13 protein-coding genes are annotated in these 14,557 nt (G+C 70.9%); 4 read left to right on the plus strand and 9 right to left on the minus strand.

Annotated elements, in window-relative coordinates:
- The first annotated feature begins 5 nt into the window (after positions 1–5).
- On the plus strand, positions 6–1,019 hold the full coding sequence (locus tag GGQ83_RS16165) for a PDR/VanB family oxidoreductase (protein WP_184385874.1): 1,014 nt from the start codon (positions 6–8) through the stop codon (positions 1,017–1,019).
- Positions 1,020–1,053: 34 nt separating this feature from the next.
- Here GGQ83_RS16165 and GGQ83_RS16170 read toward each other — a convergent pair whose 3' ends face one another.
- A complete protein-coding gene (locus GGQ83_RS16170) occupies positions 1,054–1,965 on the minus strand; it encodes a YihY/virulence factor BrkB family protein (RefSeq protein ID WP_184385876.1) in 912 nt (303 codons plus the stop codon).
- A gap of 131 nt (positions 1,966–2,096) precedes the next feature.
- On the opposite strand from GGQ83_RS16170, the gene GGQ83_RS16175 reads away from it, so the two are divergent.
- Positions 2,097–3,698: a gamma-glutamyltransferase family protein gene (locus tag GGQ83_RS16175; protein WP_184385878.1), complete on the plus strand. Its 1,602-nt coding sequence runs from the start codon at positions 2,097–2,099 to the stop codon at positions 3,696–3,698.
- Positions 3,699–3,738: 40 nt separating this feature from the next.
- Here the strand turns inward: GGQ83_RS16175 and GGQ83_RS16180 are convergent, their stop codons facing one another.
- The 8 genes from GGQ83_RS16180 to GGQ83_RS16215 all read right to left on the minus strand — a co-directional run bounded on the left by GGQ83_RS16180 (position 3,739) and on the right by GGQ83_RS16215 (position 13,279).
- The gene (locus GGQ83_RS16180) at positions 3,739–4,710 is read right to left on the minus strand and encodes a Bug family tripartite tricarboxylate transporter substrate binding protein (RefSeq protein ID WP_184385880.1); all 972 of its coding nucleotides are present in this window, start codon (positions 4,708–4,710) and stop codon (positions 3,739–3,741) included.
- Between the two features lie 39 nt (positions 4,711–4,749).
- Entirely contained in the window at positions 4,750–5,886 is a 1,137-nt protein-coding gene (locus GGQ83_RS16185; protein WP_184385882.1) for a mandelate racemase/muconate lactonizing enzyme family protein, read from the minus strand.
- Positions 5,886–7,025: a mandelate racemase/muconate lactonizing enzyme family protein gene (locus tag GGQ83_RS16190; RefSeq protein WP_184385884.1), complete on the minus strand. Its 1,140-nt coding sequence runs from the start codon at positions 7,023–7,025 to the stop codon at positions 5,886–5,888. The genes GGQ83_RS16185 and GGQ83_RS16190 overlap by 1 nt, the downstream gene beginning before the upstream one ends.
- Before the next feature lie 71 nt (positions 7,026–7,096).
- Positions 7,097–8,683, minus strand: a complete 1,587-nt coding sequence (locus GGQ83_RS16195; protein WP_184385886.1) for a DHA2 family efflux MFS transporter permease subunit — start codon at positions 8,681–8,683, stop codon at positions 7,097–7,099.
- Entirely contained in the window at positions 8,680–9,846 is a 1,167-nt protein-coding gene (locus tag GGQ83_RS16200) for an HlyD family secretion protein (protein WP_207018268.1), read from the minus strand. The genes GGQ83_RS16195 and GGQ83_RS16200 overlap by 4 nt, the downstream gene beginning before the upstream one ends.
- Positions 9,847–9,924: 78 nt before the next feature.
- The gene (locus GGQ83_RS16205) at positions 9,925–11,058 is read right to left on the minus strand and encodes an MFS transporter (protein ID WP_184385888.1); all 1,134 of its coding nucleotides are present in this window, start codon (positions 11,056–11,058) and stop codon (positions 9,925–9,927) included.
- Positions 11,058–11,948, minus strand: a complete 891-nt coding sequence (locus tag GGQ83_RS16210; RefSeq protein WP_184385890.1) for a DUF1624 domain-containing protein — start codon at positions 11,946–11,948, stop codon at positions 11,058–11,060. Before GGQ83_RS16210 ends, GGQ83_RS16205 begins: the two co-directional genes overlap by 1 nt.
- Complete coding sequence (locus GGQ83_RS16215) at positions 11,948–13,279, minus strand: sensor histidine kinase (protein WP_184385892.1); 1,332 nt, start codon at positions 13,277–13,279, stop codon at positions 11,948–11,950. The genes GGQ83_RS16210 and GGQ83_RS16215 overlap by 1 nt, the downstream gene beginning before the upstream one ends.
- A 216-nt stretch (positions 13,280–13,495) precedes the next feature.
- Here GGQ83_RS16215 and pqqA point away from each other — a divergent pair, with 216 nt between their 5' ends.
- Together pqqA and pqqB are read left to right on the plus strand one after the other, a co-directional pair.
- Positions 13,496–13,576 (plus strand): pyrroloquinoline quinone precursor peptide PqqA, encoded by an 81-nt coding sequence (gene pqqA, locus GGQ83_RS20430; RefSeq protein ID WP_184386063.1) that lies wholly within the window; start codon positions 13,496–13,498, stop codon positions 13,574–13,576.
- A gap of 60 nt (positions 13,577–13,636) precedes the next feature.
- Entirely contained in the window at positions 13,637–14,557 is a 921-nt protein-coding gene (pqqB, locus tag GGQ83_RS16225; protein WP_184385893.1) for a pyrroloquinoline quinone biosynthesis protein PqqB, read from the plus strand.

Genomic DNA, 14,557 nt, shown 5'->3' on the forward strand with positions numbered 1-14,557 from the left:
CCGCCATGGAGCGCGACGACCGCTGGACCACGGCGACCTTGCGCGGCACGCGCCTGCTCGCCCCCTCGATCCGTGAGTTCACGCTGGTGCCGGATGACGGGGCCACGGCCTATCCCACGGGCGCGCATCTTTGCGTGCGCCTCGACATCGGCGGGCGGCCGGCGCTGCGTCACTACTCGCTGGTCGGCGCGGGGCCCCGGGACGGCGCCTGGCGGATCGCGGTACAGCTCGCGGCGGAGGGCCGTGGCGGCTCGCGCGCGATGTGGGCGCTGGAGCCTGGCGCGCGCCTTCCCATCTCACACCCGCGCAGCCATTTCGAGCTGGCGGCGGGCGCGGCAGAGGTGCTGTTGCTCGCGGGCGGCATCGGCGTCACCCCGCTGGTCGGCATGGCCGAGGCGCTGGCCCGACGCGGTGCGCGCGTCCGCATGGTCTATGCCGGGCGGTCGCACGCTTCCATGGCCTATCTCGATGAACTCGCGGCGCTGCTCGGCCCCGCGTTGACGGTGCGGGCGGAGGATGAGGACGGCCGGCCGGACCTGGACGCGATCTTCGCGGGCCTCGCCCCGGATGCGGAGGCCTATGTCTGCGGCCCCATCGGCCTGCTGACGGCCGCCCGCCGCGCCTGGGCCGCTGCGGGGAGGCCGGCGGCGAGGCTGGTGTTCGAGACCTTCGGCTCCTCCGGCCAGGCCGCGGCCAGTGATTTCCTCGTCCGCATCCCCCGCGTCGGGCGCGAGGTGATCGTGCCCGCCGGGGCCAGCATGCTGGAAGCACTGGAGGCCGCGGGGGTCGGCGTGCTGTCCGATTGCCGGCGCGGCGAGTGCGGGCTTTGCGCGCTCGACGTGCTGGCGGTGGAGGGGCGCGTGGACCACTGCGACGTGTTCTTTTCGGAGCGCCAGCACCTGGAAAACCGGCGGATCTGCGCCTGCGTCTCGCGCGTCGCGGGCGGTGCGATCACCATCGATCCGCCCTGGCGCGGCGATGGGCGCCTGACGCCGGGGGCGGAGGGGAAAGGCGCATAGCCCCGGGCGGGCGCCCAGGCTCAGCAGGTAAGGATCAGCTCACCTCCACGCGCGGAATGGAACCGGTCTTCTCCTCCGGGGCGGGTTTCGTCTGCTCGATGTCACCCTTGCCGAGGTTGCGGGCGCGATAGCGCGCGGCGTTCAGCGCGGCCCCGATCAGGATGAAATAGACGCCCAGGTAGAACCAGGTCAGCAGCACGACCACGGCGCCCAGCGTCCCGTAGACCGCGTCATAGCTGACGAAGCGGCCCAGGTAGAAGGAGAACAGCACCGAGGCGCCGGTCCAGAGCAGCGTGGCCAGCACCGCGCCCGGCGAGAAGAGGTGCCAGTTGGGCGGCGGCTTGGGTGGGCCGAAGCGGTAGAGCGTCGAGATGGACAGCAGCACCGAGATGAAGAGGAACCCCTGCGACACCAGGCGCGGGAACCAGGCCTCCTCCTCCGGCACGCCCAGGATGCCCAGCACGGTCGGCAGTGCCACCAGCACGCCCAGGCCCACCACGACGGCCAGGATGGCGCCCAGCGTCAGCATCAGCGCGGTCAGGTAGAAGGCGACGAAGCCGCGCTGCTCGGTGTCGGCGCGGGCCAGCGGCAGGGCGCCCAGCAGCGCGCGCACCCCGGCGGAGGAACTCCAGAGCGCGATGCCCAGGCTGATAGCGGCCGAGAAGCCGAGCTGCCCGCGGGGCGCCGTGACCAATTGCCGCACCCGCTCCGCGATCAGCTCCATCACATCCTCGGGCAGCACGCGCTGGAGCAGCTGGAGCTGCGGTTCGATGGTGTAGATGTCGAACCACAGCCCGTAGAAGGAAATGGTCAGCGACAGCGCCGGGAACAGCGCGAACAGCGCATAGAAGGCGCAGCCGGCCGAGACGAGGGAGATCTGGTCCGAGGTCAGCACCGCCCAGGTTTCGGCGAGCGCCTGGCGAGGTGTGTGGAAGCGTGACGGCATCATAGATCCTGGTCGTCGCGGTTGCGCGCTTCTGCCCTGAGACAACGCCCGATGGCCCGCTCTCGTTGCAGCGGGGGCTGGCGCCACGGACAGGCGCGCTTAACCTGCGGCACCTTCAGAGGAATGCCGCCATGATCCAGACCCGCACCCACCGCCCCTTGTTGATGGGGCGTCGCGGCGCCGTGGCGTCCAACCACCCGGTGGCGACCGCCGCCGGCATGGAGGTGCTGCGCGCCGGCGGCAGCGCGGCCGATGCGGCAGTGGCGGTCTCGCTGACGCTGGGGGTGGTGGAGCCGCACATGTCGGGGCTGGGCGGGGACGGTTTCTACCACCACTGGTCGGCCGCCTCAGGAAGGGCCGAGACCTACGCCGGCACGGGCCCCGCACCCGCGGCCGCCACGGTGGAACGCTACCGCGCCGAGGGCGGCATCCCGGTCTGGGGGCCGCTTTCCACCCAGACGCCGGGGAAGGTCGCGGGGCTGGCAGCGCTGCACGCGGCGCATGGCGGCAAGCCCTGGGCCGGCCTGTTCGGCCCGGCCATCGAGGCCGCGCGCGAGGGCTTCGCCGCCACCGCCACCTTCCGCCGCTTCGCCAACACCATGCGCGAACGCCTGCTGCCCGATGCCGTGGCCCGCGAGACCTTCCTGCCCGGCGGCGCCCCACCTGACCTGGGCGCGTTGGTGATGCAGCCGGCCCTGGCCGCCACGCTGCAACGCCTGGCCGAGGGCGGCGCGGAGGATTTCTTCCGGGGCACCCTCGCGCGCGACCTGGCGGCCGACTTGGCCGATGCCGGCACGCTGGTCGCCGCCGCCGACCTCGCCATCGCGCGTCCGCGTGAGGCGCCCCCCATCGCCATGCCCTGGCGCGGCTTCGAACTGCGCCAGACCCCCGCGCCCTCCATGGGCTTCGCCATGTTGCAGATGCTGGCCATGCTGGAGCATCACGACATCGCGGCGATGGGCTGGGGTTCGGAGGCGCTGGTCCATTTGATGGTGGAGGCCAAGAAGCGCGCCTTCCTGGACCGCGAGGCCCATGCCGGGATGGAGGCGCCGCCCTTCGCGGAACTGCTTTCGCCCGCCCGCGCCGCCGCCCATGCCGCCGCCCTTGGCCCCCGCGCAGCCCGGCTGCCGGTTCGCCCCGCCCCGGAATCCGACACCACCTATTTCTGCGTGATGGACGACGAGGGCAACGCCGTCTCGGCCATCCAGTCCTTGAACTCGGCCTTCGGCGCGGGCGTGGTGGGGCGGCGGACGGGCGTGCTGTTCAACAACCGCATGGCCTATTGGCACCTCGATGAGGGCCACCCCAACCGCCTCGCCCCCGGGCGCATCGTGCGCCACACCATGAACGCGCCCATGGCCATGAAGGATGGCCGGCCCTGGCTGCTCTTCGGCACGCCGGGCGCGGACAACCAGGTGCAGATCAACGCGCAGGTGCTGGTGGCGGTGGCGGTGTTCGGCCTGGACCCGCAGCAGGCGCTGGAGGCGCCGCGCTGGACCTCCTCCCAGCCCGGGCAGGAGAGCAACTACCCCCATGCGGGTGGCGAGGTGCTGACGGTGGAGGCGGGCCTCGGCGAGGACGTCATCGCCGGGCTGCGCGCGCGCGGGCATGAGGTGAAGGTGGTGCCGCCGCTGGAAGGCCCATGCAGCGTCGCCGCCATCCGCCTGCTGGAGAATGGCGTGCGGATGGCGGCGTCCGACCCGCGGCGCGATGGCTGGGCCGCGGCCTGGTGAGGCCGCGGCGTGTGTCTGTTCACGCTGTAGCGCGCGGGCGTCAGTTCGCCCGGATGCCGGCCTCGCGGATCACCTCGCCCCAGCGGGCGCGGTCGCGGCGTATGGTTTCCAGGAATTCCGCCTGGGGCCCGTAGATGATCTCCAGCCCGTTTTCGGTCATGCGGCGCTGGAAGTCGGGGCTGGCCGTCACCGCCTGCAGCGCGGTGTGCCAGCGCGCCACCACCGCCGGCGGCAGGTTGGGCGCGCCCGCGATGCCGAACCAGTTGCTCACCGTGAAGTCCGGCAGGGTGGCGCTGATCAGCGGCAGGTCGGGGAAGAGCGGGCTCGGCCGCGGCGCGCCGAAGGCGATGGGGCGCAGGGCGCCGGCGCGGATCTGCCCCAGGAATTCGGGCATGTTGCCCAGCATCATGTGCGTGCGCCCCGCCGCGATGTCCACGATGGCCGGCGCGCCGCCGCGATAGGAAACGTGCAGCATCTCGATCCGCGCGAGGCGCGCCAGGAATTCGCCGGACAGATGCTGGCTGGTGCCATTGCCCGCGCTGGCATAGGTCAGCGTCCCCGGATTGGCCCGCCCATAGGCGATGAGTTCCGGGATGTTGGAGAAGGGCGCGTTCGGGCTCGCGACCAGGATGTTGTAGACGTTCGCCACATTCGCGATGGGCGTCAGGTCGCGATCGATGTGGAAGGGCATGGAGATGCCCGGCATCACGGGCAGGATGGCATGCATGGCCATGGTGGCCAGCACCACCGTGTGGCCGTCGGGCGGCGACTTCGCCACCTGGTCCACCGCCAGCATGCCCGAGGCGCCGGTGCGGTTCTCGACGATGACGCGCTGGCCGAATTGTCGCGTGAGTTCGTCGGCGAGCATGCGGCTCAACAGGTCGCAGGTGCCGCCGGGCGAGAAGCCGCAGAGGAAGCGGATGTCCCGCGAGGGGAATTCCTGCGCGCGCGCCGGAATGGCGGCGACGCAGGCGATGAGGCAGGCGAACAGAAGCCGTCTGGCAAGCAACATGATCGTGTCCTCCCTTTTTGTTGTTGGGTCTTCTAGCCCTCAGACATAGCCGGGCCCTTCGATGGCGGGGTGGGCGCGCAGGAACGCCTCGTCGATCTCGACGCCGATGCCCGGCGCCTGCAGCGGCAGCACGCAGCCATCGGCGCCGATGCGCCAGGGCTCGCTGCCCATCTCGTCGCGGAACTTGTTGGCGCGCGAGACATCGGCCTCGAAATACCCACCATTGTCGATGGCGGCGAGGAGATGGATGGAGGCCGCCTGGTTCACCCCGGTCATGGACGAGTGCGGATGCACCGGAATCTTGAACGCCGAGGCCATGGCCGCGATCCGCAGCGTCTCCGTGATGCCGCCGCACTTGGACAGGTCGGGCTGCCAGATGCGGATGACGTTGTCCTCCAGCACGCGCGTGAACTCGAAGCGGGTGAAGTGGTTCTCGCCGACCGCGAGCGGCACCTGGCCGAAGGCGCTGGCCTCGGCGTAGGCGCGGTGGTCATGGGCGGGGAAGGGCTCCTCCAGCCAGCCGATGCCGAGGCGGTCCATCTCCGGCATCACCTGGCGCGCCTGGATGATGGAATAGCCGATATTGGCGTCGGTCAGGATGGTGAGGTCGTCACCGAACTCGGCGCGGATGGCTTCCATGCGCGCCACGTCGTCGCGCACCGTGTCGCCCACGCGCAGCTTCACCGCCTTGTAGCCGGCCGCCATGTGCGGGGCGGCTTCGTCCACCAACTCGGCGGGCGGCTGGTAGCCCAGCGCCACACCGCCCGCATAGGCCGGGATGGGCCGGCTCGCGCCGCCGAGCAGGCGGTAGAGCGGCAGCTTCAGCGCCTTGGCCTTGGCGTCCCAGATGGCCATGTCGAGGCCGGACATGGCCATGGCGCAGCCCGCGCCCATGCCGTGGCTCGCCAGCTGATACTTGTAGATGCGCGCCCAGATGCCCGTGGTGTCGAAGGCATCCATGCCGAGGACGAGCTGGCGCAACGTCGTCTCGATCAGCTTCGCGATGGCGGTGTGGGCGCGGCCGTGATGGCTTTCGCCCCAGCCCACGATGCCGTCCTCGGTCGTCACCTTCACCATCACGGCGTCGCGCTTCACGGCCTGGCCGATGCCGAGCTTGGGCCCGCCCGGTGGCAGGGGGAAGGAGGTCGGGAAGGCCTGGATCTCGACGATCTTCATCACGCGGTTTTCCATTTCATGAGGACGTCACGGTCCACCTCGATGCCGAGGCCGGGCCCCTCGGGCACGCGCACCATGCCGCGCACCTGGCGGATGGGTTCGCGCGCCAGCTCGTCGCGCAGCGGGTTGGGCGTCTGCTCGAATTCCAGCATGGGCGGCATGGGGCGGAAGGCCGGCGGCTGGTCCGGCAGGGCCGCGATGAACTGGATGGTGGCCGCGAGCCCGATGGCGCTGCCCCAGGCATGCGGCACGCATTCCACGCCGAAGGCCGAGGCGAGGGTCGCGATCTTGCGCATCTCGCTGATGCCGCCCGCCGCGCAGACATCGGGCTGCACGATGTCCATGGCCTTCTTCGCGATGATGTCGCGGAAGCCCCAGCGGGTGAAGTCGTTCTCCCCGCCCGCCACCGCCATGTCCAGCGCCTGGGAGACGAGGGCGTAGCCGTCATGGTCCTCGGGGCTGATCGGCTCCTCGAACCACAGCAGGTCCAGCCCCTCCATCGCGCGACCGAGCTGGATGGCCTGTGGCACGGTGAAGCAGTGGTTCGCATCCACGGCGAGCTTCACATCGGGCCCGATCGCCTCGCGCACCGCGCGCACGCGCCTGAGGTCCAGCGCCGGGTCGCCCAGGCCGATCTTCATCTTGATGGCGCGGAAGCCGTCGGCGACATAGCCCTGCGCCTCCTCCACCGCCTCCTCGACCAGGCGGTCCATGTCGATGAAGTACAGGCCGGTGGCATAGGCCATGATCTGGGTGCGGTGCGCGCCGCCGATCAGCTTGTGGATGGGCTTGCCCGTGGCGCGGCCCATGATGTCCCACAGCGCGATGTCGATGCCCGAGAGCGCCGTGATGGAGAAGCCCTGCGCGCCATAGTCCTTGATGCGGTTGTAGAGGTCCTCCCAGACCACCTCCACGTCGAAGGGATCCCGGCCGACCACGCGCGGGGCGTGTTGCGTCTCGATCAGCGCCTTGTTGACGGCGGCCGGGCCGTAGCATTCGCCCCAGCCGGTGATGCCTGCATCGGTCTCGATCTCCACCACGCAGGACGAACGCGTGGTGTAGCGCCAGCCGCGCGCGGAAACGAACGGCTTCTCGACCTTGGACTGCAGGACATGACACGTGACTTTCGTCACCTTCATCCTGATCCCTCCCAATACTTTATTTGCGGGAAGGCTGGCATGCCCGCCGGGGCGTGCCTAGAGGTAAAGTTCTATCGCGCCCCGGGCGGCTTCTGCCGCAGCGTCAGCCCCGGGATCACGGCCAGCAGGCAGACGAGGCCCACCACCAGGAAGGCGTCGCGGAAGCCCTCCAGCGCGGCCTGCGCCTCCAGCATGCGCAGCAGGAAATCCTGCGCGGCGTCGCGGCGGATCACCTCGGGCAGGCCTTCCTTGGCGTAGAGACCTTCCAGCAGGCGGCGTGCCTCCAGCAGCGTGTCGCCGCCCTCGGTCGTGGAGGAGAGTGTCTCCGCGTGGAACTGCGTGCGCCGCTCGGTCAGCACGGAGATCAAATTGGTGCCCAACGCGCCGCCCAGCATCCGGAAGAAGTTGATGCCCCCGGCACCCTGGCCCAGCAGGTGCGGCGGCAGGGCACGCATGGCGCCGACATTCATGTTGGGCATGGTGAGCCCCAGGCCCACCCGCCCCACCAGGATCCAGAAGGCCAGCTCCCAGAAGCCGGTATCGGTCCCCACGAAGCTGATGAGCCAGCAGGAGAAGGCGAACAGCGCCAGCCCCGCGCAGATCGGCTGCCAGGGCGGCACGAAATCCGACATGCGCCCGGCCGCCAGGAACACGAAGGCCACCGCAAAGCCCGCCGGCATCAGGATCAGCCCCGAGCGCGTGGGCGTATAGCCCTGCACGATCTGCACCAGCAACGGCAGCAGATAGGTCGAGCCGAAGATGGCGCCGCCATAGATGAAGGCCACCAGCGCCGCCATGGCGAAGCCCATATGCGAGAAGACGCGCAGGTTCAGCAATGGCGCGGGGTTGATGCGCTGCCACGCCACGAACCCGATGGTCGCGACCCCCGCCGCCACCAGCTTGCCCACCACGATGTCCGAATACCAGCCATGGCGCTGCCCATCCGTCAGCCCCGAAAGCAGCCCGCCGATCGCCACCGCCAGCAGCAGGCAGCCGAACCAGTCGAGCGGCCGCGCGGCCCCGGTGGCCAGCCGCCCCGGCATGAAGATCAGCCCCAGCAACAGGCCAAGGCCCGCGGTGGGCAGGCTCAGGAAGAACAGCGCGTGCCAGCCGAAGCTGTCCACCAGCACGCCGCCCAGCGCCGGGCCGGTGGCTGGCGCCATCACCACGCCGAAGCTGAACAGCCCCATGGCGGTGCCGCGCCGCTCGGGCGGGAAGACCAGGAAGATGATCTGCATGGACAGCGGCTGCAAAAGCCCCGCCGACGCCCCCTGCGCCACGCGGCAGAGGATCATCAGGTTCGCATCCTCCGCCACGCCCGCCAGCACCGAGGCCAGGATGAAGATGCTGATGGAGACCACATAGGTCAGGCGGAAGCCGAAGCGCTCCACCGCCCAGGCGTTCAGCAGCATGAAGCCGGTGTTCGCCGCGAGGAAGCCGGTGGCGAGCAGCTGCCCCTGCTCCTGCCCCATGCCCAGCGCCCCCATGATGTCGGGCAGCGCCACGACGACGATGGTGGAGGACAGGATGCAGGAGATGGTGCCCGTCAGCGCCGCCAGCGTGACCCACCAGCGGTAGGAGGGGCCGAAGCGGGCGAACATCTCCTCGACAGTCGGACCGCCGCGGCGGGGGGTTGAGGCGGCGGCCGTGGCGCTCATGGTCGCGCGGGAAGCCCCTCGCCATCGGCGCGGGCGGTGACGCGCGCCAACATGCCCGGCCGCAGCATCCCCGGCGGCGGCGCGGGGTCGAGCCGCACGCGCAGCGGCAGGCGCTGCGTGATGCGCGTGAAATTGCCCGAGGGATTGGCGCTGGGCAGCAGGGCGAACTGGCTGGTCGCGGCCTCGATCAGACGTTCCACCTCACCCTCGAAGCGTTCGCCGGGCCAGGCGTCCACGGTGACGGTGACGCGGGTGCCCAGGCGGAAATGCCGCACCTCCGTCTCCTTCACATTGGCGTCCACCCAGACATTGGCGGGGTTGTGCACCAGGATCATGCGCTGGCCGGCCTGCACATGCTCACCAGGTTCGAGGAAGACGCGGTTCACCACGCCGTCGAAGGGCATGCGAAGGGTGCGGTCCTCGACCTCCAGCACGGCGCGGTCGCGCTGCACTTCCAATTCGCGCGCCTGGGGGCCCAGCGCCTCGATCTGCGCGGTGATGACGCCCATCTCCTCGCGCGCGGCCAGGGCCACGGCCATCATCGCCTCCGCGTTGCGGATGTCGGCGCCGGCGGAGAGAACCCGTTGCCGTGCGGATTCCGCGCCAAGGCGCAGCTGTTCCAGCCGCTGCCGCGTCGCGGCCCCGGTGGCGCTCAGGCGCTCGGCGCGGTCCAGCTCGGCCTCGGCGAAGACGCGCTCGGCCTCGGCGGAGGGCAGGGCGGCGCGGGCGGCATCGAGGCGCGCGCGCGCGGCCTCATGCTGGCTGCGGCTGGTCTGGTCCACGAGGGCGAGGCGCGCCTCCAGCTCCGACCGTCGCGCGCTGATGCCGGCCAGCCGCGCCTCGTATTGCTCGACGGCCAGCGCGGCATCCCGCGCATCCATCCGCGCCAGCAGCGCGCCGCGCGCCACGCGGTCGCCGGGCGAGATCGCGATTTCGCGCACCCAGCCAGGCGCGCGGCTGGAGAGCACGGTCATGTCGGAGCCCACACGGGCATCGTCCAGCACCACATGGGTGAACTGCCAGTGCAGCCAGCGCAGCCCGAGGCCCAGCACCACCACGGCCACCGTCATCAGCGCCACCCGGCGAACCCAGCGCCGGCGCTGGCCCGCGCGCCGTTCCGTCAGCACCTCGCGCCCGGATCGCTCCGCCGGACCGATGTCCATTCCAGCATCCCTATTCGCCGGGGCGAAAGCATAGGGTCACATTCGTGGCGCGGCCAATGGTGCCCGGCCCAGAACCGTTCAACGCAGCCGGAGCCAGAGCGCCCCGCAGAACAGGGCCACCGCCCCCCACAGCCCCACCAGGGTGGGGGCGGTGCCCACCGCATCGGCCAGGAAGCCCACCGCCAGCGGGACGGCGGAGAAGCCCAGATGCGCGATGACGAAGAAGCCCGCGATGGCGCGTGGCCGCTCGTGCGGGGCACCGGCGGCCGCCAGCGCCAGGCCACCCAGATAGACGAAGCCATAGGCGGCCGTGCCCAGCACCGCCCCGCCCAGCAGCAGCAGCCAGAGCATCCCGCCCAGCGCGCCCGAGATGGCGAGGCCCGAGCCCAGCACCAGCACCGGCAACCCCATCAGCAGCGCGGGCCGGGGTGCCACGCGCCGCAGCGCCTGCTGCGTGGCCGCGCCCACCAGGATCATCAGCGCCACGGCCCAGGCGCCGGCCTGGCCCTGGCCGGCGGCGGCGAGGTTGGCCGGGATGGTCGTCAGCACCACCCCCGTCAGCCCCCAGGCGGGCAGCATGCCGAGGCTTCCGGCCAGGGTGCCGCGCGGAAACAAGGGCAGCCGTAGCCAGCCGCCGCGCGGGGCGGGAAGCGTCTCCGGCAGGGGGGCCAGCAGGGCCAGCACCATGCCCACCAGCGCCAGATGCGCCCAGAACACCACGGGCGGCCGCCATTCGGGCGCCACCAGCAAGGCGAGCAGCGTCAGCAGGGAGCCGGTGCCGAAGCTCAGCGCCGTGCCGGTGGTGACCACGCCCGCGCCGAGCCGGCTGGCAGCCTCGGGGCCGCTGCCCTCGCGCTCGGCCAGTTCGGCGGCCCAGGCGCCGGCGGCATTGGCCACGCAGCCCATGCCCAGCCCTTGCAACAGCCGCGCCAGCGCCAGCGGCAGCAGGCCCGGCCACAGCGCCAGCAGCAGGGTGGAGCCGCCGGTCAGCGCCAGCCCCGCCATCATGCAGGCGCGGCGGCCGATGCGATCGGGCAGGGGGCCCAGCAGCGGCGCGGTCAGGATCAGGACGGCGGCGTAGCAGGCGAAGGCCGCGGCCAGCGGCCCCGCGCCGGCGCCCGCCGCATATTCGGCATAGAGGGGCAGGGGCAGGGTGGTCGAAAGCCCGGCCGCGAAGACCGCGAGGCCGACGCGGCGTGGGGCGGCCAGCATCAGAACCCCGTCTCGGCGCGGCAGGCGGGGTCCACCGCCTCCCAGCGCGCGCCGCGGGCCAGGTTGCGTTCCAGGCAGGCGGCATAGGCCTCGCAGGCGGTGCGGGGCCGGGCATCAGCCATGCAGGCCGTGATGAACTGGTCCTGCCAGCCCTCGGCCAGGCCGCTGGGCGTGGGGGTGGGCGCCACCAGCATCAGCGCCCCGATCAGCAGGGGCTGGTGCACCAGGTAGATCAACAGGCTCCAGCGCCCGGCGCCGACCAGCCCGCGCCCGAGCCACCCGCCCGGCCGCCACTCCCACCAGGGCTTGGGCCCCGCCGCCACAAGGGCCCGCCCCAGCGCGATGCCACCCAGCACCAAGGCGAGCCAGGGAAAGACCGGCACCAGGTCCGGCGAGGGAGGTGTCGCGGTGGACAGCCCCAGCCAATACCAGCCGAAGCTGTTGAAGACCGGGTGGGTCAGCAGATGCGGCCCCGCCAGCAGCACCGCCATGGCCAGCCCCAGCAGCCAGAAGGGTGCGCGCAGGAAGGGCAGGGCCAGCAGGCTCGCCACCGCGATCATGTGCAGGATGCCGAAGAAGATGAACGCCTGCGGGTTGAACCACCAGCTGCCCAGGCTGACCAGCAGCGCCGCCCCCGCGATCAGGCCAAGCCGTCGCAGATACGGCCCCCGGCCCTTCCCGGCATGGGCGGCCAGCACGAGGCCCACCCCCACCAGACCCAGGAAGGCCCCCGTGATGCCGCGCGCGAAGGCGACCCAGCCCTGATGCCGCGTCACATCCGTCGTGATCAGGCCAAAGAGCGAGAGGTCCCAGGCGAAGTGATAGACCACCATGGCCACGATGGCCGCGCCCCGCGCCGCGTCCACCGCGGCGAGACGGAAGGGCGCCATCAGCCCCGTGCCGCGGGAAGGTCTATCCAGAAGCGGCTGCCCTGTCCTTCGGTGCTGTCGAAACCCATGCGGCCGCCCATTGCCTCGGTCAGTTCGCGGGCGATGGCGAGGCCGATTCCCGTGCCCTCCACCGCGCTGTGCTCGGCGCCCAGGCGGTTGAAACGCTGGAACACCTCGTCCTGGCGCCCGGCCGGGATGCCTATGCCGGTATCCGTCACCTCGATGCGTATCCGGCCCCGCTCTGGCCGTTCGACGCGCACATGAACCTCGCCGCCCGGCCGGTTGTACTTGATGGCGTTGGACAGCAGGTTGCCCAGCACCTGCTGCAGCCGCCCCCGGTCGGCCAGGATGCGGCCCTGGGTGGGTGTCACGGTCAGCGTCACCCCGGCCTTGAGGCCTGCGGGCACGGCCACCGCGGCGGCGTCGCGCAGCAGCGTGGGAAGGTCCAGCGCCTCGATGCGCAGTGAGACGCCGCGGTCCTCGATGCGCTTCACATCCTGCGCGTCATCGATCAACCGCAGGAGGCGCTGGCCGCCCTGCTCAATCTCGCGGACATAGTCGCGTTGCAGGGGGGTCAGCGGCTGGTCGGGGTCGGTCGCGAGAAGCTGGTTGAACCCCATGATGGCGTTGAGCGGTGTTCGCAGCTCATGCCCCATGCCCAGCAGGAAGTCGGTCTTGGCACGGCTCGCTTCCTCCAGCCGGGCCTGGGCCTCACGGAGCTGTTCCAGCAGGCGTTCGATGGTCATCAGCAGCAGGCCGAGCAGCCCCACCGCGAGCGCGGTCGGCATGGCCGCAAAGGCGACGAGGTAGCCCAGTTCGGCGAAGTTGGCGGGCCCCAGCAGCAGGTGGTGGTGAATCCGAACCCCCAGCACCGCGAAGAGCACCCCGAAGCCCAGTGCCGCGAAGCCGAGTCCACCGCCCGAGGCGCGGTCGCGGTGCGCGATCAGGTTGAACAGGATGGCGCCCACCAGGATGATCCCGCCCGTGCTGGTAATGGCAATGCGGAGCGAACTGTCGCCCGTGACGAGCACCGTCCAGGCGATACCCACTCCGACCAGCCCCACGAGCAGCATCGCGGCGATCCACTGGGTCGGACGTCCCAGGAAGCGGCGCAGCCCGTTCAGGATCAACACGCCGCCCGTCAACCAAAGCGCCGCGTTGACCAGGCGCGCGGGTGGCCCGAGTTGATCCATTCCGGCCGAAAGCTGCCCGAAGGCAATCGCGAAGAGGATCGCCGCCGTGGCCCATTCCATGGGGCCGGGCATGGGCCGGGTCAGCCGCCATGCCACCAGCAGGGCGCCCGCCAGCGACACGTAGAATAGGGCGTTCATGACAAAGCCGGCGGACATACTGAACCTATAGCCTGAGGCGGCTGGTGGGACGATACCATCTCCGCGTGTGCTGGACATCCGGGCGCGCAACCTTCCCTCCGTCAGCAGCGTTGTCGTTTCCTGGGAATGTGGCTCGCGCCTTGATGGGCGCAGAGGGGCACCCCATAGTCGGTGAGGATGGCATTGTGTACATCCCATGCAACGCAGGAGAGAAACATGGCCTGGAAGACCCCCAAGATCGTCGAAGTGTCCCTGGCGCTGGAAATCAACAGCTACGCCTGCGCCGAGATCGATTGAGACCCGCCGCGGGGTGTCTCCCCGCGGAACTGAACGAGCCCTGGAGAAGGTGCCGCGCCTATGCTGCGCGTGATTGTGCTGGGCGCGGGGGCGGGTGGCGGTTTCCCCCAGTGGAATTCCGCCGGCCCTGGTTGCCTGCGCGCCCGTGCGGGCGATGTGGCCGCCCTGCCGCGCACCCAGGCTTCCATCGCCGTTTCGGTGGATGGGGAGCGCTGGGTGCTCGTCAATGCCAGCCCGGACCTGCGGGCACAGATCGCGGATACGCCCGCGCTGCATCCTCGTCAGGGCCAGTTGCGCCATTCCCCCATCTGCGCCGTCGTCCTCACGGGGGGCGAGGTGGATACGGTCATCGGCCTGCTGCATCTGCGCGAACGGCATGCCTTTGAGATCTGGGGCGCGCCCCCCGCCCTCTCCGTGCTGGAGGCCAACCCGATCTTTCGCGCCTTGAATCCAGAAATTGTCCCCCGCCGTACGCTCCCTCTTAGCAGGGAGTTCGACCTGATGGGGATTCGCATCACCCCCTATCCGGTTCCCGGCAAGGTGCCGCTCTACGCGGAGGAGGCCAGCCTCGCGGACGACGCGGCGGTGGCCCCCGTGACCGAGGATGGGGAGGCGCTGGGCCTCGCTCTCTCCGCCGGCGGTGGCACGCTGCACGTCATTCCAGGCTGCGCCATGATGACCCCCGCCCTGCGCCAGCGCCTGTCCGGGGCGGAGTGCGTGCTGTTTGACGGCACCCTCTTCACCGATGACGAGATGATCCGCACCGGCGCCGGCCCCAAGACCGGCCGCCGCATGGGCCACATGCCCATGACCGGGCCGGGCGGCGCGCTGGAGGCCTTCGATGGGCTGGGCGTGCGCCGGCGCATCTTCCTGCACATCAACAACACCAACCCCGCCCTGCTGGCCGACAGCCCCGAGCGGGCGCAACTCGCCGCGGCCGGCTGGGAGGTGGCGGAGGACGGGATGGAGATTTTTGTCTGA

The organism is Roseococcus suduntuyensis, from assembly GCF_014196305.1.
Taxonomy (GTDB): domain Bacteria; phylum Pseudomonadota; class Alphaproteobacteria; order Acetobacterales; family Acetobacteraceae; genus Roseococcus; species Roseococcus suduntuyensis.